The sequence below is a fragment of the Nocardia sp. NPDC057668 genome, assembly GCF_042799795.1.
In the GTDB taxonomy this organism is placed as follows: Bacteria; Actinomycetota; Actinomycetes; order Mycobacteriales; family Mycobacteriaceae; genus Nocardia.
In genome coordinates, this window is sequence record NZ_JBHVIC010000008.1 from 242,933 (window position 1) to 264,346 (window position 21,414).

Here is a 21,414-nt window from a genome sequence, read left to right on the forward strand (position 1 = left end):
AGGTCCGTACGCGCAGGTGTGTGATGATCGGACCATGACGATTCGCAAGGCCGTGATTCCCGCCGCGGGCATCGGCTCGCGCCTGCTGCCGCTGACCAAGGCGATTCCCAAGGAGATGCTCCCGGTCGGCGACAAGCCGGTCATCGAGCACACCGTGCGCGAACTGGTGGCCTCGGGCATCACCGACATCACGATTGTGGTGAGCAGCGGAAAGTCATTGATCCAGGATCACTTCCGCCCGAACCCGCAATTGGTGGCCCAGCTGCGCGCCGACGGCAAGGCCGCCTACGCCGACGCCGTGGAGGAGGTCGGCAACCTCAGCCGCCTGGGCCACATCACCTACCTGGATCAGCACGGCCCGTACGGCAACGGCACCCCCGTGCTCAACGCGGCGCGCACCCTGGGCGACGAACCCATGCTGGTGCTGTGGCCCGACGACGTCTTCGTCGCCGAGGTGCCGCGCGCCCAGCAGCTCATCGACGCCTACGAGAAGACCGGCGCGCCGGTGCTGGCGCTGATGCCGATGGACCCCTCCGAATCCCAGCGCTACGGCGTGCCGGTGGTGGAGGAGGACGGCGAAGCCGGGCTCATGCGCATCAGCGGCCTGAAGGAGAAGCCCAAGCCCGCCGACGCCCCCTCGAGCTTCGCGGCCATCGGCGGCTACGTGGTCACCCCGGGCATCATCGCGGAACTGCGCCGCCAGGTTGACAATTGGTACACCCACGGCACCGGTGAGGTCTATCTCACCGACGCCATCAACATCTTCGCCGCCGAGAATCCGGTGTACGGCCAGGTGATTCGCGGTAAGTGGTACGACACCGGCAACCCGGCGGACTATCTGGTGGCCCAATTCGCCTCGGCGCTGACCCATCCCGATTACGGCCCGCTGCTGCGCCAGCTCGTCGAGGAATAGAAAACCCCTGATCGGCAACGCTTTCGGCGCAAGTGCGTCAGTGGTTCGCATACACGCCGAAACGAAATCCGTCGAAACCCGAAACATCGGGGCGGCTACAGCGATGTAACCGGACGGAAACGTTGGCCGATTAGAGGGGATTGGTGTCTTGCGCGCAGTGGGCAGGCGAGTCGTGGCGTTCGCGGTAACGGTCGGGTCCCTGGTCGGCGCACTCACCGCCGGTGCGGTGCCGGCGGTGGCGACACCGCGCACCGCCGACCCCATCACGAGCACGGCGCGGCTGCTGGCCACCCCGGTGTCCGAGAACGGCTCGTCCATCACCGCTTTCGAGATACGCGACGCCCGCAATCTGGTGCTGCACGTGCGCTCGGCCGCCATGGACGAGGTGTTCACCGTCGAGGTCCAGCGGCCCGCCGACGCCTCGGTCCCCCGCCCGGCGCTGTACATGCTCAACGGCGCCGGCGGTGGCCAGGACACCGCGACCTGGAAGCGCAACACCGATTCCCCGGAGTTCTTCGCGGACAAGAACGTCAACGTGGTCATGCCCATCGGCGGCGCGTTCAGCTACTACACCGATTGGCGCGCGGCGGATCCGTACCTGGGCGTCAACAAGTGGAAGACCTTCCTGACCGAGGAGCTGCCCCCGATCGTCGACGGCGCGCTGGGCACCAACGGCGTGCGCGGCATCATCGGCATGTCCATGTCGGGAACCTCGGTGCTGCAGTTGCCGATCGCCAAGCCCGGCCTGTACAAGGCGGTGGCCGCGTACAGCGGGTGCGCGCAGATCAGCGATCCCATCGGGCGCAGGTTCGCCGAGCTGGTCGTCACCATCGGCGGCGGCAATCCGGTGAACATGTACGGCCCCGAAGGCGATCCGCTGTGGGCCGCCAATGATCCCTACCTGCACGCGGAGGCGCTGCGCGGGCTCGAGCTCTACGTCTCGAACGGCAGCGGCCTGCCCGGCAGGCACGACAACATCGCCGACGTCCGCAGCCTCGGCCCGTTCGACGGCGGATTGGCGCGCCAGTTGCTGGTCGGCGGCATCCTGGAGGCGGCCAGCGACTGGTGCGCCCGCAATCTCGAGACCAAGCTGGACGAGCTGGGCATTCCGGCGACCTTCGAGATCAGTCAGCCCGGAACACACTCCTGGGGTTACTGGGAAGACGCGCTGCGCGATTCGTGGCCGGTCCTGGCCAAGGGCCTGAATCTGCCTGCCTGAGCAGGGTTTTCCCATCGCGCCCGATGAATCATCGCGCGGCCCGGCGCTGTTCACGGCCGTGACGCCCCGGACCCGCCTGCTCGGTGGGCGCTGCCGAACCTGTCGCATCGGCGCGGTGCGCACCGGTCGTCGTTACTCGTCCGCGCGGTTGTACCGGGCCAGGTAGTCCGCCAGGCGCGCGATATCCGCGTCGTCCCAGTCGTGGAAGCGCTCGGTGAAGGCCGCGGTGCGACTGCGGGCGGCCGCGCGGGCGACGCGGCGGCCCTCGGCGGTGGCGTGCAGCATGTGGTTGCGGCGATTGGCCGGGTCCACCTCGCGGGTGAGATAGCCCAGGCGCTCGAGGGCCCCGACCTGCCGGCTCATGGTGGATTTGTCGAGGTGGAAGTGCCCGGCGAGTTCGGTGGACAGGCACCCCTCGCGTTCGATGACCAGGTCGAGAATGCTCGACGCCACCAGCGACAACTCCGGATGCAGTTCGGCCGCCCGGCCCCGGGCCCGGCGGGCGAAGGCGGTGAGTTCGCGCCCGATCGCCTCGATCGCGGCGGACCGGTCGCCGGACCGCGGAAATACAGCCTCGGTATCCATGGTTGTAGACTACAACCACGCATAGTTGTATTTACCAACCATTGGAGTGACACATGGCCTCGCCGCAGATTCGGCACGTCGCCCTGCACCTGCTGACCCCGCTGCTGATGTGCCTGGGCATGGGCCTGGCCTATCTCGGCGCGTTCCACCAGCCCGAGCCCAATCAGCTGGCGGTCGCCGTGGTCGGCGACTCCCCGCAGGTCAAGGTGCTGGCCCAGACCCTGAAGGACACCGGCGGTCACGCCCTGGACGTCATCACCGTCCCCGGACGCGACGCGGCCGTCACCCAGCTGCGCGATCGCGAGATCGCCGGCGCCTACGTGCCCGACGACCGGCATCCCGAACTCCTGGTCGCCACCGCGGGTTCGGACACCACCGCCATGGCCGTGGAGGCGGTGTTCGGCCAGGTCTCCGGCAAACAGGGCGTGCCGCTCACGGTCACCGACGTGGCCGTGCCCGCGCCCGGCGATCCGACCGCGCAGGGCATCTTCTTCCTGCTGGTCGCCCTGAGCATCGGCTCCTACGGCAGCGTGGCGGCCATCGGCGCGGCCGGGGCGGGACTGTCCATGCGGGTGCGCGCGGCGTTCGGACTGGCCGCCTCGCTCGCGGTGAGTCTGATCGGACTGGCCATCGCCGGGCCGGTCTTCCACGTCGTCGACCACGACTTCGGCGCGATCTGGGCCATGTCCTGGCTCTACTCGGCGGGCATCCTGGCCGTGGGCATCGGCCTGCACACCTTCCTGAAGCGCTGGACCACGCTGGTCATGATGGTCCTGTTCGTCATGCTGAACTTCACCACGTCCGGTGGCGTCTACGGACCCGCGCTGCAGAACGACTTCTTCGGCGCGCTGCACGGCTTCTGGAACGGCGCGGGTTTCGTGGAGGGCGCGCGCAGCCTGCTCTACTTCGACGGCGTCGGCTTCGCCGGGCGACTGGGCAGCCTGTTCGCCTGGTTCGCCGCCGGCGCGGTGCTCATGATCGCGGCCGCGGCGGCCGAGCGGCGCGCGGGCTCGAACCCGCCTGTCGCACAGCCCGATTCGACCTCGGCGCGTGAGCACGAGGCAGCCGAGGAGGAGATGGAGGAGACGGTCGCGGTCTGACCGCGACCCCCGGGTCAGCGGGTATCGAGCTGCGACAGGGCGGCCCGGATGCCCGCCCGCACGGTCTCCTCGTCGGCCAGGCCGCCGCTGACCGCCACCCCGTCCCGGGCCAGCAGCAGGGCGCGCGCCGCCCGGTCCGGATTCTCGTGACCGGCGGCGCGCAACTGTTCGGCCATGAGTTCCCGGAACCAGTCCCGGTAGTCGTCGACCACCGCGCGCACCGGATGCGCGGGATCGGCGAACTCCACCGCCGCGTTGAGAAACGGGCAGCCGCGGAATCCGGGCCCGCAGCTGATCGCGCCCAACTGCTCGAAGACGGCTTCGATGTTGGCCACACCCGCGCCCGGCAGCTGCGCCAGAGCGGTGCGCTGCCGGTCGTATTCGCGGGTCAGATAGGCCACGACCAGGTCGTCCTTGGTCTTGAAATGCCGATAGAAGGTGGCCTTGGCGATGCCGGCCTCGGCGATGATCCGATCGATGCCCACGGTGTGGATGCCCTCGGCGTAGAAGAGCCGGGTGGCCGTATCCAGGAGGCGTTCGCGGGCTGCGCTCATGGTCTTGACGATAGCAGACAGATCTGTCTACTCTGGGGAAGCACCTGAACAGACAAGTCTGTCTACTTGGAGGAATCATGGCCCCCATCTACACCGCCGTCGCCACCTCGATCGGCCGCGACGGCCGCTCGTTCACCGACGACGGCATCCTGGATCTGACCCTCGCGCGGCAGCAGGCGCTCGGCGGTGACGGCGCGGGCACCAACCCCGAACAGCTCTTCGCCGCGGGCTACTCGGCCTGCTTCGCCAGCGCGCTGGGACTGGTCGCCAAGCGCATGAAGCTCGAGGCGGACGACGCCTCGGTCACCGCCGAGGTCGGCCTCAACGCCCTCGAGGGCGGGCGCTTCGGACTCTCGGTCGTGCTGCGCGTGGAACTGCCCGAGCACCTGCACAACGAGCAGGGGCGGGCGCTGATCGAGGCCACCCACCAGGTGTGCCCGTACTCCAACGCCACCCGCGGCAACATCCCCGTGGAACTGGTGATCGAGTAGTCCGGAAACGCTGCCGGACAGCCGGACTCAGTAGAACCGGCGGATGTCGTAGATATCGAATTCCGAGAGTGGGGTCAGCCCCACCGGCACGCCGGGGCTGTGGGCGTTGAAGATGTGCCCGCCGCCGGCGTAGATGCCCACGTGGGAGGCATCGCCGTTGAGAATGACGACGTCACCGGTCTGCAGCGCGCCGAACGGGACCTCGAGCCCCACTTCGGCCTGCTGCCAGGTGGTGCGCGGCATATCGATGCCGACGCTGCGGAAGGCCCACTGCACCAGGCCGGAACAGTCCCAGGCGTCGGGGCCGACCCCGCCCCACAGGTAGGGCTTTCCGGTCTGGGTGTTGGCCAGGGCCAACGCGGCCATGGCGCGCGGGCTGGTGATGGGCAATTGCGCCGAGCCACTGGCGCTTCCGGAGGCCGACCCGCTGCCGCTGCCCGAGGACGAACCCGAGGCGGAGCCGGTGTCGGGATGCGCGACACCCGCGCAGAGGGCGCCCATGGAGAGCAGCGACAGGGCGGCGATGGACAGGGATCCGATCCGGCGGAGCAGTCTTCGTGTCATTGAACTCGCCCTTCAGCGGTACAACTCGCGACTACACGGAACCTGCAATAGCTATCTATTAGCTGTTTATCCCATGAGTCACATGCTTCACAAGAAGACCAATCCCGGCGTGTCCGGAGATGAACTTCACCTTGCAATAGGCGCTCGAATGTGGTAGCCGCTGTCTGATAACGAGAGGATTGCTACGCGCTTGCCTTTGCGCCGCGACACCCGTCGCGGGCCGGTGCCGGGGCGGAAAACGCCGGGCGGGGCGGAGCCCGAAGGCCCCGCCCCGCCCGGTGACACGCGTCAGTTCTTGCTGACCGCCGCCCGCACGCCACCGGCGATATCGGCCGCGTCCGCGCCCGCATCACCGAAAGTCAGTGCGGTGGCCAGGATTTCACCCGCGATCAGATCGCGGTGGGTCTGCGCCCAGGACAACCGCTCGGCAGGTACCTCGAGCACCACCGAGATCCGGTCCGAGACGTCCAGGCCCTGCGATTTGCGGGTCTCCTGCAGATCGCGGATGAGGTCGCGGGCCCAGCCCTCGGCCTCGAGTTCCTCGGTGACCACCGAGTTGAGCACCACCAGACCGGCGTTGCCGGGCAGCGCGGCGGTGGAATCGGGCTCGGCCGCCACCAGGCGCTGGGTGTACTCCTCGGGCAGCAGGGCGATACCCGCGGCGGTGACCACGCCGTCGGCCGATTCGCTCCACTCCCCCGCCTTGACCGCCTTGATGACCGTCTGCACCTGCTTGCCCAGGCGCGGGCCCGCGGCGCGGGCGTTGACGACCAGTTCGAAGCGGCCGTGCGCGGCCACATCGGTGGTGAGGTCGACCTTCTTGACGTTGACCTCGTCGGCGATGAGCTCGGCGAAGGGCCGCAGGCGTTCGGCGTCCTCGGCGGCCACGGTGACCTCCGACAGTGGCAGCCGCACCCGCAGGTTCTGCGCCTTGCGCTGGCCGAGCACGGTGGAACAGACCACGCGCACCTCGTCCATGGCCGCGACCAGCTCCGGATCGCCGGGCAGTTCGGCCGCGCTCGGCCAATCGGTCAGGTGCACCGAGCGGCCGCCGGTCAGACCGCGCCAGATGACCTCGGTGATGAGCGGCAGCAGCGGCGCGGCCAGCCGGGTCACCACCTCCAGCACGGTGTGCAGGGTGTCGATGGCGTCGCGGTCCTCTTCCCAGAAGCGCGAACGCGACCGGCGCACATACCAATTGGTGAGCGCGTCGGCGAACGACCGCAATTCCTCGGCGGCGGTGGCGATGTCGAACACCTCGAGCGCGTCGGTCATGATGTCGCGGGTCGCGGCCAGCTTGGCCAGGATGTAGCGATCGAGCACATGGGCCGAGTCGGTGCGCCAGGTCCCGGGCTCGGACGCGTAGAGGCCCAGGAAGGTCCAGGCGTTCCACAGCGGCCGCAGCGCATGGCTGACGCCCTCGCGGATGCCGCGCTCGGTGACGATGAGGTTGCCGCCGCGCAGGATCGGCGAGGCCATCAGGAACCAGCGCATGGCGTCGGCCCCGTCGCGGTCGAAGACCTCGTTCACGTCCGGGTAGTTGCCCTTGGACTTGGACATCTTGAGGCCGTCGTCGCCCAGCACGATGCCGTGCGCGACAACCGATTTGAACGCGGGCCGATCGAAGAGCGCGGTCGAGAGCACGTGCAGGTTGTAGAACCAGCCCTTGGTCTGGCCGTTGTACTCGACGATGAAGTCGCCGGGGCTGTGCGCGGCCTTGTCGGCGCCGTTCCCCTCGAACCACTCCTTGTTCTCGAAGGGGTAGTGCACCTGCGCGTACGGCATGGACCCGGACTCGAACCAGCAGTCGAGCACCTCGGGCACCCGGCGCATCATCGACTTCCCGGTCGGGTCATCGGGATTCGGGCGCACCAGTTCGTCGATGCCGGGGCGGTGCAGATCCTGCGGGCGCACCCCGAAGTCGCGTTCGAGCGCGTCCAGCGAGCCGTACACGTCGACCCGCGGGTAGGCCGGATCATCGGAGATCCACACCGGGATCGGCGCGCCCCAGAAGCGATTACGGCTGATGTTCCAGTCGCGCGCGTTCTCCAGCCACTTGCCGAACTGGCCGTCGCGCAGGTGCTCGGGCACCCAGGTGATCTCTTTGTTGAGTTCGAGCGCGCGGTCGCGGAACTTGGTGACCGCCACGAACCAGGACGGCACCGCCATGTAGATCAGCGGCTGGCCCGAGCGCCAGCTGTGCGGGTAGGAGTGCTCGATCGTCTCGTGCCGCAACAGCTTTCCGGCGGCCTTGAGGTCCTTGATGATGACCGGGTTGGCGTCGAACACCATCAGGCCCTGGTACGGCGGCACCATGGAGGTGAACTTGCCGCCCGCGTCCAGCGGCTGCACGATCTCGATGCCGTTGGCGGTGGCGACGTCCATGTCCTCCTCACCGAAGGCGGGCGCGAGATGCACGATGCCGGTGCCGGAGTCGGTGGTGACGTAGTCGGCCTCGAGGACCCGGTGCGCGTTCGGGTGCCCCAGGAAGAAGTCGAAGGGCGGGCGGTAGGTCAGCCCGGCCAGGGCCGCGCCCGCGTGCTCGGAGAGCACCTCGAAACCGTCGGCCTCCTCGCCGAATTCGCGCGCGTAGTGCGAAACCCGCTCGGCGGCGAGCACATAGCGCTTGCCGTCCTTCGCGCGCAGGTGCACGTAGGTGACGTCGGGATGCACCGCGATCGCGAGGTTGGAGGGCAGGGTCCACGGCGTGGTGGTCCAGATCAGCGCGTTCGCGCCGTCCAGGGCCGCGAGGGGATGCTCGGCCGGCACGTGCAGCGCCATGTCGACGGTGACGGCCGGATCCTGCCGCATGCGGTACGAATCATCCAGGCGCGCTTCCTGATTCGACAGCGGCGTCTGCTCGTACCAGCTGTAGGGCAGCACCCGGAAGCCCTGGTAGATCAGGCCCTTGTCGTACAGCGACTTGAAGGCCCAGAGCACCGACTCCATGAAGTCGAGGTCGAGGGTCTTGTAGTCGTTGTCGAAGTCGACCCAGCGGGCCTGACGGGTGACGTAGTTGCGCCACTCGCCGGTGTAGCGCAGCACCGAGGATTTGCACGCGGCATTGAATTCCGCGAGGCCCATGGCATCGATCTGTGATTTGTCCGTGATACCGAGCTGCTTCTCGGCTTCGATTTCCGCGGGCAATCCGTGGGTGTCCCAGCCGAAGCGGCGTTCGACCTTCTTACCGCGCATGGTCTGGAATCGTGGGATCAAATCCTTGACATAACCGGTCAGGAGATGGCCGTAATGCGGCAACCCGTTGGCGAAGGGGGGACCGTCGTAGAAGACGAATTCCTCTGCATCGGAACGGTTCTCGATGCTGGCACGGAAGGTGTCGTCGGCGGCCCAGTAGGCGAGCACGCGCTGTTCGAGCTCGGGGAAGGACACCGGGCCGGTGACCACGCCGAGGTCGGCGCGGGGGTAGGCGGTGCCGGTGGTGGGGTTCTCGCCGGACATCTCGGCGTCAGCTCCTCGTGCCAGTGGGTCCGGAGACCCGATGGGCACGGGGACGATGGCGACGCCCGGTGCGTCGTACCGCGGTACCACCCCGCTTGTCCGGCCGCACGCGGCCGAACCTCTCGTTGCGAGCTGTGACGGGCTCACCCGTTCGGTTCTACTGAGCGCGACCGCAGGTCACGCCGTTCTTCCGAAGGCTCCCCGGTGATAGCCGGATCGACGCCGTATGACTACTTCAGATCATAACCGCCCGGGTCCAGCGTTTATTCGCCGCACCCGCCGGGGCTAGTGCCTGGCATGGCGGCCGCCGGGGTTGGACTGCGAGTCGGAATCGTCCTCGCGCAGCGACAGCGCGCTCACCAGCAGCAGCACCGCGCCCAGGACGCAGACGATGATGCACCCCCACGCCCAGATCACCGATCCGGTGGTCAGCGCGGTCACCAGCAGGCCGAAGCCCACGGCGGCGAGGCCGAGCGTCACCACGAGCATTCACACCACCTCGCGTCCGAGTCGAAACGGTGGCGGCGCCACGCTGCCCGCCCCGCGACGGGGTGTCAGCGCGGCACCAATGGCCGTGGTTACGACTCTACTTGCCGCCCTTGAGGAGTGCGCCGTTCCCGGAAGCGCCTTCACCGAACTCGCCGCCGTCGACCGGCACCGCGGATCCACGGTTCTCCAGTTCTTCCAGCTGCGACTCGAGGTAGGACTTGAGACGCACCCGGTACTCGCGCTCGAACGTCTTGAGCTGCTCGATCCGGCTCTCCAGCACGCTGCGCTGCTGGGTGATGGTGGCCATGATCTCGGTGTGCTTGCGCTCGGCGTCGGCCTGCAGGGCGTCGGCCTTCTCCTTGGCCTGACGCAGCTGGTTGTCCGAACGGGTCTGCGCGTCGGACAGCATGGCCTCGGCCTTCTGCCGCGAATCCGCGATCATCGCCTCGGAGCGGGTGCGCGCGTCGCTGACCAGTCGCTCCGAGTTCGCTCTAGCGTTGGCGAGCAGCTGCTCGGCCTCGGTCTTGGCGTCGGAGGTGAGCCGATCGGCCATCTCCTGGGCCAGCGAAAGGACCTTGGCGGCCTGTAGATTGGCGTCCGCGCTGGGGGCCTCGGCCTTGACGGGCATGGGCGCCGGCGCGGGCATCGGGGCCGGCGGCGGCACGGGGGCGGCCTTGGGCGGCTCGGGGACGGGCGCCTGTTTCACGGCGTTGACCGGGCCCCGGTTCTTCTTGGCATCCGCCAGTTCCGCGTCCAGCTCGGCAACACGCTGGCGCAGATCGGCGTTTTCTTCGATGAGGCGTGAGAGCTCCTGCTCGACCAGATCGAGGAAGGCGTCGACTTCGTCCTCGTTGTAGCCGCGCTTCCCGATCGGTGGTTTGCTGAACGCGACGTTGTGCACATCGGCAGGGGTCAGCGGCATGGAACGATCCCTTCACGCTTCGTTGGAGATCTAGCGGTAGATCTGGGCAAGCATTCTTCTGGAAGACATTCTGTCACACCTGAGCTACCGACTGCCCGAGCGAGCCCGTGATCGACATCAAGATGAAGACGATGAAAAGCAGGACCATAATCGACAGATCGAGTCGAATTCCCCCAAGATTCACGGGAGGTATCAAACGCCTCAGAAGTTTCACCGGCGGATCCGTGATCGTGAAGATGACCTCTAGGACGATCACCACGAACCCGGTCGGTCGCCAGTCCCGCGCGAAGCTGCGAATGAACTCGACGATGACTCGGCTGATCAGCAGCAGCCAGAAGAGGAACAGCAGTAGGTTCAACACCTGGAACAGGGCCACATGCTCACTCTGCCTCAGAAACCCTGCGCTGCAAAATAAGACGGGGTGTGTTTTTTGCCTCCGCTTCGCTACGGCGGGGTTCGCGGCCCTGGAAGTCTCGTTCTTCCCTCCCTCCGCTCCTCCGCTTCGCTCCCCCGCTCCACTCAGTCCAGAACGAGACGGGCCGCGAACTGGCGGGAAAGGACCGGTGGGGTCGGGCCGGGTGGGGACGGCCGGACAAGGGGGCGGAAAACTCGGGGACGGCCCTTCGAGAGGGTTCGGAAAACTCGAGTAGGCATTTAGACAAGTCAGCCATAAGAGGCGATCTTGATCTTCGCGTGATCTTCGCGCGCTCTACGCCCGTGGGTGATCGCGGCGACGGCGACCGAATTCCTGCCGGGCGGGCAGCAGCGACTACTTCGCAAACCCCCGTTTACACGACCGCATTTTGTTGCGACCGTTTACTTTTGGTCGTCGCTGCCCGCGCCGGAGCTGCCACAACCGGTTACATCCGTTGTGGCAGCTTACTTCTGGTTGTAGAAACCGTTCTCCGCGATCCGCCGGCGTTCCTCGGCCGAGACGTCCACGTCCGCGGGCGAGAGCAGGAAGACCTTGGTGGCGACCTTGTCGAACGAACCCCGCAGTGCGAACGCCAATCCGGCCGCGAAGTCCACCAGGCGGCGGGCGTCGGAGTTGCTCATCTCGACCAGATCCATGATGACCGGGGTGCCGTCGCGGAAGCGCTCTCCGATGATGGCGGCCTCGGCGTAGGTGCGCGGGCGCAGCGTCGTGATCTTGGACATGGTGCCTCCGTCCTCGAAGATCGGCGAACGGCGCGGCGGCTGCTGTTCCAGCCGGCGCTCCTCCATCCGCAGCTCTTCCATGCGGCGCTCGGCCTCCGGGTCCACCGCGAGCGCGCCGCGGGTGGTGCCGCGCACCATCCCCGCGCCGCCCGCGCCACCGGCCATGGTCCGGGTCCGGGTGGACGGAGCGGTGTCGATGCGGGTGGGCCGGCGGGGCGCGTCGTAGCGGTCACGGTCGTCGGAGTAGTCGTCCGCGTATTCGTCGCGGCGCGACACGCCGTAGGCGGGCTTGTACGGAGGCTTGTACGGCTGCTTGTACTGATCGGCTTCCACGTAGGCCGGCTCATCGTCGTACCGCTCGTGTTCGTAGCGGTCGTAATCGCGCTCGGGGTAGGGACGAGACCGGCGCGGGGCACGCTCGTCGACGGCGCCGCGGGGGCCGCGGTCCTCGACATAGTCGTCTTCGTAGTCCTCGAGCGGAACCATCCCGAAGTACGCCTTGAACTTATGAAGCGTGCTCATCTGGTCGACCTTCCTTCGGCCCCGGTTGGCCTGGGGTGTTGTCCTGCTCAGTCCTCGTCTGTCACCAAGCATATGTTTCATATGTGACTGATGAGGTTTCTTTGCTACGGCGAGGTTATCGGTCGAGCGCCCATCAAAGCGGTACCGACACGCACGCACGTCGATCCGTGACGGATCGCAGCCTCCAAGTCACCCGACATACCCGCGGACAGGTCTCTGGCCTCGGGATGTGTGCTCAAAAGTGAGGTGTGCAGACGGGCGAGTCGCTCGAACGCGCGGTCCGGCTCGAGATCCAGCGGCGGGATCGCCATCAGGCCCGCGAGCTGGAGATATGCCGATTTTTCGACCTGATCGGCCAGGGCGCGCATGCGCGTGTCGGAAACTCCGCCCCGCTTGGGGTCTTCGTCCAGACTCACCTGCAGCAGCACCCGCAGCGGCGCGGTCCGCTCCCCCGCGTCCAGGGCGGCCCCCGCACCCGCGTCCAGGGCACTCGCCAGCCGGTCGCTGTCGACCGAATAGACCGTATCCGCCCAGCGTGCGACCGATTTCGCCTTGTTCCGCTGCAACCGCCCGATGAACTCCCAGCGCACGCCGGACAATTCACTCAATTCGACAACCTTGGCCGCGGCCTCCTGCTCGCGCGATTCACCGAACTCGCGCAGGCCCAACCCATAGAGGATCTCGATATCCGAAGCAGGGTGGAACTTGGTCACCGGCAGCAGTCGCACCGTGTCCCGATCGCGCCCGGCGGCACGGCAGGCTGCGTCGATGCGCTCGGTCAGCGCCGTCAGCGCGGTCGCCAGCGCGGCGGCGCGAGCACCCGCGGAGGTGATCTGCGCCTCGTCGGAACCGATTGCGGCCGCTGAGTTCTCGATCATTCCGCGATCCCCTCCGATGACATCCAAATCACACCCGCCAGGCGGCCGGTCGGCGCGCCGCGACGGTGGCTGAACAGGGTCTTGTCCTCGATGGTGCAGCGCGGGTCCACCGCGATCCCGCCCACCCCGGCCGCCTCCAGCTGGCGCCGGATGCCCGCCCGCAGATCCAGGCCGGGGGTGCCGCGCACGGTCGTGGTGGCGCTGCCGGGCAGGCGCGACTCCACGTCCGCGCGCATGGCCGCGGGCACCTCGTACTGCCTGCCGCTGGCGGCCGGGCCCAGGAACGCGCCGATGCGCCCGGGCTCGGCGCCCAGGGACACCATGGCCTCGAGCACGAGCGGCACGATGCCGATGCGCGCGCCGATCCGGCCCGCGTGCACGGCGGCGATGACACCGGCCTCGTCGTCCGAGAGCAGGATGGGCACGCAATCCGCGGTCAGCACCACCAGCGCCAGATCGCGGCGGGTGGTCACCAGCGCATCGGTGGCAGGCACGGGCTCGGCCCGCGGGCCGTCCACGATCTCCACGTTCCGGCCGTGGATCTGTTCCATCCACACCAGCTGCTCCGGCGCCAAGCCGATGTTCTCGGCGAGGCGAACTCGATTGCGGCGCACGGCCTCCGGATCGTCCCCGACGTGATCGCCGAGGTTGAACGAGTCGTACGGGGCGGCGGAGACACCGCCGGTCCGGGTGGTCGTCACTCGTCTGGTCCGAAAGAGCGGTGCTGCCGAAGTCATGTCGTCGAGCCTAGTGGCCAATTCCCCGCAACCCATCTCGTGACCGGGTGTCCATCGCCACCCCTAGCTCGACGTGTCGGTGTAGTGGTTCAGATCCACCTCGACGGCCGCGCAGTCCGGGCCGAATCGCAGGTACACCGTGTCCGAGGTGTGCACGACGGTCCCGAGACCTTCGACCGCGTGGTGGTCGAGCGGGAGCCGCACCCGCAGTTCGTCGTTGTGGATCGAGCTGTCCAGCCGCAGCGGCACCGGGAGCGGGATGCTCGCGCGCGCCCACTGCACCGGGACCGGTTCGCGGACGGTGCGGGTGCCGCTGCGCGTGTTCGAGAGCTTGCTCTCGGTCTCGGTGAACGTCATGGCGATCGGACGCCCGTCCACCAGGACCCGGAACTCCGCGGTATCCGATCCGCGCTCCAGTTCGACACGGCGGCCCCGGAATTCGATCTCGTCATCTCGCACAGGCGCCAGGTTAGCGAGAAGGGCGGCGTTCGACCACGCGATATCGGCCCGGCGCGGGCGCGTCCGCCGGAAAATCCCGCGCGTTCGGGTGGCCGAAAGCCCGCAGCCCGCACCGGGATCGACCCGGTGCGGGCTGCGGGGAACGCCGTGTACGGCCCGGACAGTCGGAATCCGGGCCGGGTGTCACTGCCTGCGCATGAACGACGGAACGTCCACGTCGTCGTCGTCCGAGGGCAGGATGTGGTCGCGAGGATTGGCGTTGATCGTGGGATCGATCGCCGGTCGCGGCGCGTCGTAGGACGGCGCCGGGCCGCGCGAGGAGACCGGGGCCGGCGCCGGGGCGACCGGGGCGACAACGGGTTCGGGGCGGGGCGCGGGCGGTTCGGGTGTGCGCGCGGTGTATTCGCTCGCCCGGGGCGCGGCCACCTCCCCGGCGCTGGCGCGGCCGAAGGAGGACGTCGTGGTGCCGGTGCGGCCCACCGCGGGTTCGATGCGCCGGGCCGGGCCGCTGCCGTCGAAGCCCGCCGCGATCACCGTGACCCGGACCTCGTCACCGAGCGAATCGTCGATGACCGTACCGAAGATGATGTTCGCTTCGATGTGCGCGGCCTCCTGCACCAGCGAGGCCGCCTCGTTGATCTCGAACAGGCCGAGGTCCGACCCGCCGGCGATCGAGAGCAGCACGCCGTGCGCGCCGTCCATGGACGCCTCGAGCAGGGGTGAATTGATCGCCGCCTCGGCGGCTTTCACCGAGCGGCCCTCCCCCCGCGCCGAGCCGATGCCCATCAGGGCGCTGCCCGCACCGGACATGACGGACTTGACGTCCGCGAAGTCGACGTTGATCAGGCCCGGGGTGGTGATCAGGTCGGTGATGCCCTGAACACCGTTGAGCAGCACCTCGTCCGCGGAGCGGAAGGCGTCCATCAGGCTGACGGCGGCGTCGCCGAGCTGCAGCAGCCGGTCGTTGGGGATGACGATGAGGGTGTCGCAGGACTCGCGCAGCGCCTGGATGCCGGCTTCGGCCTGGTTGCTGCGGCGCTTGCCCTCGAAGGAGAAGGGCCGGGTGACCACACCGATGGTGAGCGCGCCGAGCTTGCGGGCGATCTGGGCCACCACGGGGGCGCCGCCGGTGCCGGTGCCGCCGCCCTCGCCCGCGGTCACGAAAACCATGTCGGCGCCCTTGAGCACCTCTTCGATCTCGTCCTTGTGGTCCTCGGCGGCCTTGCGGCCGACCTCGGGATCGGCTCCGGCGCCCAGACCTCGGGTCAGCTCGCGGCCGACGTCGAGCTTGACGTCCGCGTCGCTCATGAGCAGCGCCTGCGCGTCGGTGTTGACCGCGATGAACTCGACTCCCTTGAGTCCCTGTTCGATCATTCGGTTGACGGCATTCACGCCGCCGCCGCCGATACCGACGACCTTGATCACCGCAAGGTAGTTGTGCGGGGGCGTCATGGGCTCTCGCCTTCCTTAGATCCAAAAAGCTTGTCGTCTAACAGATGCTCGCCGTACGCCGGGCCGATAGTTTCGGGACGATAAACCCTCAACCATAGCTCGAGCCTTATGTCAAGTATCCGACTGGGCCGAAACGGTATTCGCAGCCAGCGCATTACGTGCGCAGGCGCGCCGCAACGAGTAGCAGAATCTTGGTTGATCCACCTCGTCCGACCCACTTCGCATCGTATCGTGGACGGTTGCCCTCCGGTGCCGAGATCGCCGGGGGCGAGCTGTGGCCGAGCCTGTCCGGCGTCAAACACCGGGCGGCCCAAGGGGTATCGCTCACTTTACCGTGACCAGATTGGGACTCGAAATATCGAACACCTTGCCGGGCTGGGTGAGCAGGGGGCCGACCACCGCTGCCTTGCGCTGTCCGTCACTCGTCCCACCCCACAGCACGGTACGCCCATCGCGCAACTCCAGAGCAATATCCGAAACCGAACGGGCCACAACCTCTCCCGTTTGCAGTCGCAGATCCCCCGGCATCGCGGCCACCACGGCCACCGCGGCCCGGGTCAGCGGGTCCGCGCCACCCGCGGTGGCGGTCACCAGTTTCGGGGCGCCGGGCGGCGGCGGCTCGATCGCGAACTCCACGCCGTCCCCGTCGAGCAGGTGGGTGCCGTCCGGGGCGTCGAAGTACAGCACGGCGACGCGTTCGACCACCGTGACCCGCACGCTGGACGGGAAAACCCGTTGGACGCGGGCGGATCGGACCTTGGGCAGCTTCGCGATCCGCTCGGCCATGACGGTGGTGTCGATCCGCATCATGGATCGACCGTCCGGTACCTCCAGGGCCGAAAGCACTTCCGCTTCCGATACCGCCGAGAGTCCGTCCACCCGCACGGTGCGCACCGAGAGCACCGGGGTGAACCAGGCGGTCAGTCCGAGCGCGAGCAGCAGCACGAAACCCACTGCGACGCCGATGCGCAACGGCCGCGACCGCCACGCCCCCGACAGCGCCGGACCGGACGATCCGGTGCGCCGCGCGCGTGTCCGGCCCTCACGCCCGCGATGCAGCCGGGCCCGGCGGGCCGCCGACTCCCCGGCGGTGTCCGCCTCGTCGTACGCGTCGTCCCCGGCCCGGTCCTGGGCCGCCGAATCGTCGTCCGTTCCCCCGCCCGAGTGCACGCCCGCTCACCGACCGTGTGCCGGCCGGGCACGCAGCCCGTCGAGGATCTGCCCGCCCAGCATGGTCACATCGCCGGCGCCCATGGTGATCACGACGTCGCCGGGCCGGGCCAGGCCGGCCACCTGCTTGCCGACACGTGACATATCGGGCTGGTAGTGCACGGGTTTGGTGACCGAGTTCGCCACCAGGGCGCCGTTCACCCCGGGCAGCGGCTCCTCGCGCGCACCGTACACATCGAGCACGACCACCTCGTCCGCGAGCGAGAGCGCGGTGCCGAACTCCGTCGCGAAAGTGGCGGTCCGACTGTACAAATGCGGCTGGAAGACCACGATGACCCGGCCCGGGCGCGAGCGCGCGCCGTCGCGGGCCTCCTGCGCCACCAGTTCGGCCGCGGCACTGAGCACCGCGCGCACCTCGGTCGGATGATGCGCGTAATCGTCGAAGACGCGCACGCCGTGCTCGCGGCCGGTCAGCTGGAAACGCCGGTGCACCCCGCCGAAACCCTCCAGGCCCTGGATGATCTCGGCGATGTCCGCGCCCGCGGCCAGGGCGGCCAGCAGCGCGCCCAGGGCGTTGAGCGCCATATGCCTGCCCGGCACCGACAGCCGCAGCGTGCGCGGGGTGGTCTCGTGGGCGAGCTGGAACACCGCGACGCCGCCGACGTCCCGGGGTTCGAACGACAGCAGTCGCGCACCGACCGGTACGTCCGGATCCGCCGTCTCGCTCGGATCGGCCGAACCGTAACCGATGATCTCGATGCCGCGCGGATCGTCCGCCAGGCGGACCACCGAGCGCCGCGCCAGCCCCAGCGAACCCGGATCGTCCAGGCACACCACCAGCCGGCCGCCCGGTTCCAGGCGATCCACGAAATCGTCGAAGACCTGGGTGTAGGCCTCATCGGTGCCGAAGTAGTCCAGGTGATCGGATTCGATATTGGTCACCACCGCCACATCGGGGGCGTACTGCAGCAGCGAGCCGTCGCTCTCGTCGGCCTCGGCCACGAAGATGCCGCCGGTGCCGTGATGGGCGTTGGTGCCCGATTCGTTCAGTTCCCCGCCGACCGCGAAGGACGGATCCGCGCCGCAGTGCTGCAGCGCCACCACCAGCATGGAGGTCGTCGAGGTCTTGCCGTGCGTGCCCGACACCAGCAGGGTCTTGTGGCCCTGCATCAGCGCGGCCAGCACCGCCGGGCGCAGCAGCACCGGCACCCCGCGCCGATGCGCCTCCACCAGTTCGGGATTGGTCTTGGGAATGGCCGCGAAGGTGGTCACCACCGCCGACGGACCGCCGGGCAGCAGATCCAGCGCACCGGCGTCGTGCCCGATGCGCACCTGCGCACCGCGCGCCCGCAGCGCCAGCACGCCCCGGCTCTCCTTGGCGTCCGACCCCGAGACCGCGCCGCCGCGCGAGAGCAGGATCCGGGCGATGCCGGACATGCCCGCACCGCCGATCCCGATCATGTGCACCCGCTGCAGCAGCTCGGGTAGGTCACTCGCCCGTGTCATACCCGCTGTGCCCGCGCCCTGTCCGGCGTCCACACCCTGTCCGCTACCCGCTACCTCAGCCACGACCTGCCACCTCCACCACGATCCGCGCTCCCGCGACGATTGTGCCACCGCCGGCCCGGATCATCGGCCGCGTGGTGCCGTCCGCGGCCGCACCCGCCGAGAGCGCGTGCTGCGCACTCACCTCGAATCTCCCCGTTCTCTCGCGTGTTTCATGGGATAGCTGGGCTCCCAGGCCCGGGTGCTGCGCCACGATTCGGTGGAGCGGCTGCTGCGGCGGGCCGAATCCGAGTCCACCGCGCGGTTCGCTCTGGGGTCCGCGGCCCGGCCCCGGCCGCTGGGCGGCAGGGCGCGGCGCGCGGGCGCGGCCTTCATGCCGCCCTTGGGCTTCGCGCCGGACTTGGGTTTGGGCCTGGGTTTGCCGGCCTTGGCCTTGGCCCGCGCCCGGGCGGCCTGCGCCCGTGCGGGGGAATACATTTCGGGGATCGGCAGCCGCAGCATCCGGCTGACCCGGCCGTCCTGCCCGGCGTGCAGCGCCGCCACCGCCTCGGGCTCGTGCCGGGCGGCGTTGGCGATGATGCCGAACATGAACAGCGTGATGGCGAGCGAGGAGCCGCCCGCGGACACCAGCGGCAGCTGCAGCCCGGTCACCGGCAGCAGGCCGACCACGTAGCCGACGTTGATCAGCGCCTGCCCGGTGATCCAGGTGGTCGCCGAGGCCGCCAGCAGGCGCAGGAACGGATCCATCGAGCGCGTCGCGATCCGCAGGCCGGTGTAGACGAAGAGCGCGAAAAGCCCGAGCACCAGCGCACATCCGAGGAAGCCGAGCTCCTCGCCGATGATCGCGAAGATGAAGTCGTTGTGCGCGTTGGGCAGATAGCTCCACTTGGCGCGCGACTGCCCCAGCCCGCGACCCCAGATCCCGCCGTCCGCCAGCGAATACAGCGCCTGGCGGGCCTGATAGCCGATGCCCTGGGGGTCGTCGCCGGGATTGAAGAACGCGCGCATGCGATCCGAGCGGTAGCCCGCCGACAGCGCCAGGATGCCCGCGGCCACCGCGCCCGAGACCGCGATGGTGACGAACATGCGCAGCGGCAGCCCGCCGAACCACAGCAGCGAGGACAGCACGATGCCCAGCGCGATCGTGGTGGACAGGTTGGGTTCGAGCACCACCAGGAAGCACACCAGCAGACCGGCGGGCACCAGGGGCATGAGAATGTCCTTGTACCCGGCCTTTTCGGTCTGGCGCGAGGCCAGCAGATGCGAACCCCACACCACCAGCGTCACCTTGGCGATCTCCGAGGGCTGCACCGAGACCACGCCGAGGTCGAACCAGCGCCGCGAACCCTGCACCTCGGTGCCGATGCCCGGAATCAGCACCAGCACCAGCAGCACCACCGAGAGCGCGAACACCGGGAACGACAGCTGACGCATGAGCCGCATGGGAATTCGCAGCGCGATGTAGAACAGCACCGCGCCGAACGCCGCCAGCACCGCCTGCTGGATGAACAGCGAATACGCCGATTTGCCAACGGCATAGGACTCCACGCTGGAGGCCGAGAGCACCATGACCAGACCGAGCACGGTCAGCAGCAGGGCGATCGTGACCACCAGGTGGAACGAGGCGAGCGGGCGGGCCAGCCAGGCGGCGAACCAGGCGGTCCTGGTCCGCCGGGCCGGGGCCGGCTTGTCGGCACGCGGCAGCGGCTTGTCACCCGTCCGCCGCGACGCCGTCATTCCGTTCTCCCGATGTCCTTCTCGTCCAGGGCCTGCACCGCGGCGGCGAAACTCCGTCCGCGATGGGTGTAGTCGGCGAACATATCCAGTGAAGCCGCGGCCGGAGCCAGCAGCACGACGTCGCCGCGGGTGGCGTAACCGGCGGCCACCCGGACCGCACGAGCCATCACCGCTTCGGGCTCGATTTCGGTGAAGGCGTCACCCATTCCTGCATCGTCCCCCGAATTCAGCTCCACAACCGGGACATCCGGCGCGTGTCGCGCCAGCGCGGCCGCGATCACGGGCGCGTCGACGCCGAAAACCACGGCGGCCACGAGGTGCTCGCGCACCTCTTCCACCAGATCCTCTACGCCCGCGCCCTTGAGCTGACCGCCCGCGACCCAGATCACCGACTGGTGCGCCAGGATCGAGGAGCGCGCGGCGTGCGGATTGGTGGCCTTGGAATCGTCCACGAATTCCACGCCGCACAACTCGCGCACGAAGGCCGCGCGGTGCGGGCCCACCTTGTGCTCCTGCAGGCCCTCCTTCACGAACTGCGGGGCCACGTCGATGCTTCGGGTGAGCGCGGCCGCGGCGAGCGCGTCGGCGATGCCGGCCGGGCCCTGCGGGCTGATGTCCGCGGTCTCGGCCAGGATCGCGGCCTTGGTGAAGGCGCGATCGAGCAGCTTGCCGTCCACCACGCCGAGCTCGCCGTCGGCCGGAACGCCGATGCGGAAGCCGACGGTGCGGCGCGCCTTGGACTTTCGGGCCAGCGCCGCGGCGACCTGATCGTCGAGGCCGACCACGCCCACGCGCCCGGTCAGCGCGCGCGCCTTGGCCGCGGCGTACGCGTCCAGGCCGCCGTGCCAATCCAGGTGATCCTCGGCCACATTGAGCACCACGCCGGCCTCGGGCCGGACCGAGGGCGCCCAATGCAGTTGGAACGAGGACAGTTCCACCGCGAGCACCTGCGGACCCGGGCTGCGCCGCAGCGCGTCCAGGATGGGCAGGCCGATATTGCCGCACGCCACACTGGGAATGCCCGCCGAGCGCAGGATCGAGTGCGTCATCTGGGTGGTGGTGGTCTTGCCGTTGGTGCCGGTGATCACCAGCCATTTGCGCACCGGGCCGTAGATGCGGGCCTGATCGACCCACCACGCGAACTCGACGTCGCCCCAGACCGGAATGCCCTCGGTGACAGCGGAAACCAGCACCGGGGAATCGGGCCGCCAGCCCGGGCTGGTGATCACCAGCGCGAAGCGTTGCAGCGCATCGGGTTCGAGCAGATCCGCGGGCGTCGCGGTCTCCAGGCCGAGCTCGGCCGCCTCGGCCAGCGCCTTGCCGCCGCCGTCGGTCACCACCGGGCGGGCGCCGATGTCCTGCAGCGGCTCGACCAGCGAGCGCCCGGACACCCCCCACCCGGCGACGAGAACGTCACGGCCGCGCAGAAATTCGAGCATGGGCCCGGGCGAACGCAGGACCCGGGGATTGTGCTGGGAATGCTGTGAATGCTCAACCAT

Annotated in this window: 21 protein-coding genes; 4 read left to right on the top strand and 17 right to left on the bottom strand. The window is 68.8% G+C overall.

The genetic code is table 11. The features are described 5' to 3' along the window. The first annotated feature begins 34 nt into the window (after positions 1 to 34). Together ACFVBH_RS37215 and ACFVBH_RS37220 are read left to right on the top strand one after the other, a co-directional pair. Positions 35 to 913 carry a UTP--glucose-1-phosphate uridylyltransferase gene (locus ACFVBH_RS37215; protein WP_354987270.1) on the top strand — a complete coding sequence of 293 codons (879 nt, stop codon included), beginning with the start codon at positions 35 to 37 and terminating at the stop codon, positions 911 to 913. A gap of 172 nt (positions 914 to 1,085) precedes the next feature. Next, on the top strand, positions 1,086 to 2,132 hold the full coding sequence (locus ACFVBH_RS37220; RefSeq protein ID WP_379009112.1) for an alpha/beta hydrolase: 1,047 nt from the start codon (positions 1,086 to 1,088) through the stop codon (positions 2,130 to 2,132). A gap of 132 nt (positions 2,133 to 2,264) precedes the next feature. Here ACFVBH_RS37220 and ACFVBH_RS37225 read toward each other — a convergent pair whose 3' ends face one another. Beyond that, a complete protein-coding gene (locus ACFVBH_RS37225) occupies positions 2,265 to 2,717 on the bottom strand; it encodes a MarR family winged helix-turn-helix transcriptional regulator (RefSeq protein WP_379009116.1) in 453 nt (150 codons plus the stop codon). Between the two features lie 53 nt (positions 2,718 to 2,770). Between ACFVBH_RS37225 and ACFVBH_RS37230 the strand changes: the two genes are divergently transcribed. Beyond that, positions 2,771 to 3,817, top strand: a complete 1,047-nt coding sequence (locus tag ACFVBH_RS37230) for a hypothetical protein (RefSeq protein WP_379009119.1) — start codon at positions 2,771 to 2,773, stop codon at positions 3,815 to 3,817. 14 nt (positions 3,818 to 3,831) lie between these two features. Here ACFVBH_RS37230 and ACFVBH_RS37235 read toward each other — a convergent pair whose 3' ends face one another. Next, complete coding sequence (locus ACFVBH_RS37235) at positions 3,832 to 4,371, bottom strand: TetR/AcrR family transcriptional regulator (RefSeq protein WP_379009121.1); 540 nt, start codon at positions 4,369 to 4,371, stop codon at positions 3,832 to 3,834. Positions 4,372 to 4,448: 77 nt separating this feature from the next. Here ACFVBH_RS37235 and ACFVBH_RS37240 point away from each other — a divergent pair, with 77 nt between their 5' ends. Next, positions 4,449 to 4,862 carry an organic hydroperoxide resistance protein gene (locus ACFVBH_RS37240; protein WP_354987274.1) on the top strand — a complete coding sequence of 138 codons (414 nt, stop codon included), beginning with the start codon at positions 4,449 to 4,451 and terminating at the stop codon, positions 4,860 to 4,862. Positions 4,863 to 4,889: 27 nt separating this feature from the next. Here ACFVBH_RS37240 and ACFVBH_RS37245 read toward each other — a convergent pair whose 3' ends face one another. From ACFVBH_RS37245 to murD, 15 genes are all read right to left on the bottom strand, one after another. Beyond that, positions 4,890 to 5,426 carry an NlpC/P60 family protein gene (locus ACFVBH_RS37245; protein ID WP_354987275.1) on the bottom strand — a complete coding sequence of 179 codons (537 nt, stop codon included), beginning with the start codon at positions 5,424 to 5,426 and terminating at the stop codon, positions 4,890 to 4,892. Between the two features lie 288 nt (positions 5,427 to 5,714). Further along, positions 5,715 to 8,885 (bottom strand): isoleucine--tRNA ligase, encoded by a 3,171-nt coding sequence (gene ileS / locus ACFVBH_RS37250; RefSeq protein ID WP_379009127.1) that lies wholly within the window; start codon positions 8,883 to 8,885, stop codon positions 5,715 to 5,717. A gap of 285 nt (positions 8,886 to 9,170) precedes the next feature. Next, positions 9,171 to 9,374 carry a hypothetical protein gene (locus ACFVBH_RS37255; RefSeq protein WP_379009130.1) on the bottom strand — a complete coding sequence of 68 codons (204 nt, stop codon included), beginning with the start codon at positions 9,372 to 9,374 and terminating at the stop codon, positions 9,171 to 9,173. A 97-nt stretch (positions 9,375 to 9,471) separates the two neighbouring features. Beyond that, positions 9,472 to 10,296: a DivIVA domain-containing protein gene (locus ACFVBH_RS37260; protein ID WP_354987278.1), complete on the bottom strand. Its 825-nt coding sequence runs from the start codon at positions 10,294 to 10,296 to the stop codon at positions 9,472 to 9,474. A gap of 73 nt (positions 10,297 to 10,369) precedes the next feature. Then, a complete protein-coding gene (locus ACFVBH_RS37265; RefSeq protein ID WP_181585602.1) occupies positions 10,370 to 10,672 on the bottom strand; it encodes a YggT family protein in 303 nt (100 codons plus the stop codon). A 503-nt stretch (positions 10,673 to 11,175) separates the two neighbouring features. Then, a complete protein-coding gene (locus tag ACFVBH_RS37270; protein ID WP_354987279.1) occupies positions 11,176 to 11,976 on the bottom strand; it encodes a cell division protein SepF in 801 nt (266 codons plus the stop codon). A 104-nt stretch (positions 11,977 to 12,080) separates the two neighbouring features. Continuing rightward, positions 12,081 to 12,854: a YggS family pyridoxal phosphate-dependent enzyme gene (locus tag ACFVBH_RS37275; protein ID WP_354987280.1), complete on the bottom strand. Its 774-nt coding sequence runs from the start codon at positions 12,852 to 12,854 to the stop codon at positions 12,081 to 12,083. After that, a complete protein-coding gene (gene pgeF / locus ACFVBH_RS37280) occupies positions 12,851 to 13,591 on the bottom strand; it encodes a peptidoglycan editing factor PgeF (protein WP_379009137.1) in 741 nt (246 codons plus the stop codon). Before pgeF ends, ACFVBH_RS37275 begins: the two co-directional genes overlap by 4 nt. A gap of 63 nt (positions 13,592 to 13,654) precedes the next feature. Further along, on the bottom strand, positions 13,655 to 14,050 hold the full coding sequence (locus tag ACFVBH_RS37285) for a hypothetical protein (RefSeq protein ID WP_379009140.1): 396 nt from the start codon (positions 14,048 to 14,050) through the stop codon (positions 13,655 to 13,657). A 183-nt stretch (positions 14,051 to 14,233) separates the two neighbouring features. Continuing rightward, the gene (ftsZ, locus tag ACFVBH_RS37290) at positions 14,234 to 15,502 is read right to left on the bottom strand and encodes a cell division protein FtsZ (RefSeq protein ID WP_354987283.1); all 1,269 of its coding nucleotides are present in this window, start codon (positions 15,500 to 15,502) and stop codon (positions 14,234 to 14,236) included. Between the two features lie 324 nt (positions 15,503 to 15,826). Beyond that, positions 15,827 to 16,672: an FtsQ-type POTRA domain-containing protein gene (locus ACFVBH_RS37295; protein ID WP_354987284.1), complete on the bottom strand. Its 846-nt coding sequence runs from the start codon at positions 16,670 to 16,672 to the stop codon at positions 15,827 to 15,829. 6 nt (positions 16,673 to 16,678) lie between these two features. Then, positions 16,679 to 18,178 (bottom strand): UDP-N-acetylmuramate--L-alanine ligase, encoded by a 1,500-nt coding sequence (gene murC / locus ACFVBH_RS37300; protein ID WP_354987306.1) that lies wholly within the window; start codon positions 18,176 to 18,178, stop codon positions 16,679 to 16,681. 55 nt (positions 18,179 to 18,233) lie between these two features. After that, positions 18,234 to 18,362 (bottom strand): hypothetical protein, encoded by a 129-nt coding sequence (locus ACFVBH_RS37305; RefSeq protein WP_354987285.1) that lies wholly within the window; start codon positions 18,360 to 18,362, stop codon positions 18,234 to 18,236. Next, positions 18,359 to 19,915, bottom strand: coding sequence for a putative lipid II flippase FtsW (gene ftsW / locus ACFVBH_RS37310; RefSeq protein WP_379009146.1), 1,557 nt, complete (start codon positions 19,913 to 19,915; stop codon positions 18,359 to 18,361). The genes ACFVBH_RS37305 and ftsW overlap by 4 nt, the downstream gene beginning before the upstream one ends. Beyond that, positions 19,912 to 21,354, bottom strand: a complete 1,443-nt coding sequence (gene murD / locus ACFVBH_RS37315; RefSeq protein ID WP_354987307.1) for a UDP-N-acetylmuramoyl-L-alanine--D-glutamate ligase — start codon at positions 21,352 to 21,354, stop codon at positions 19,912 to 19,914. Before murD ends, ftsW begins: the two co-directional genes overlap by 4 nt. Between the last annotated feature and the right edge of the window lie 60 nt (positions 21,355 to 21,414).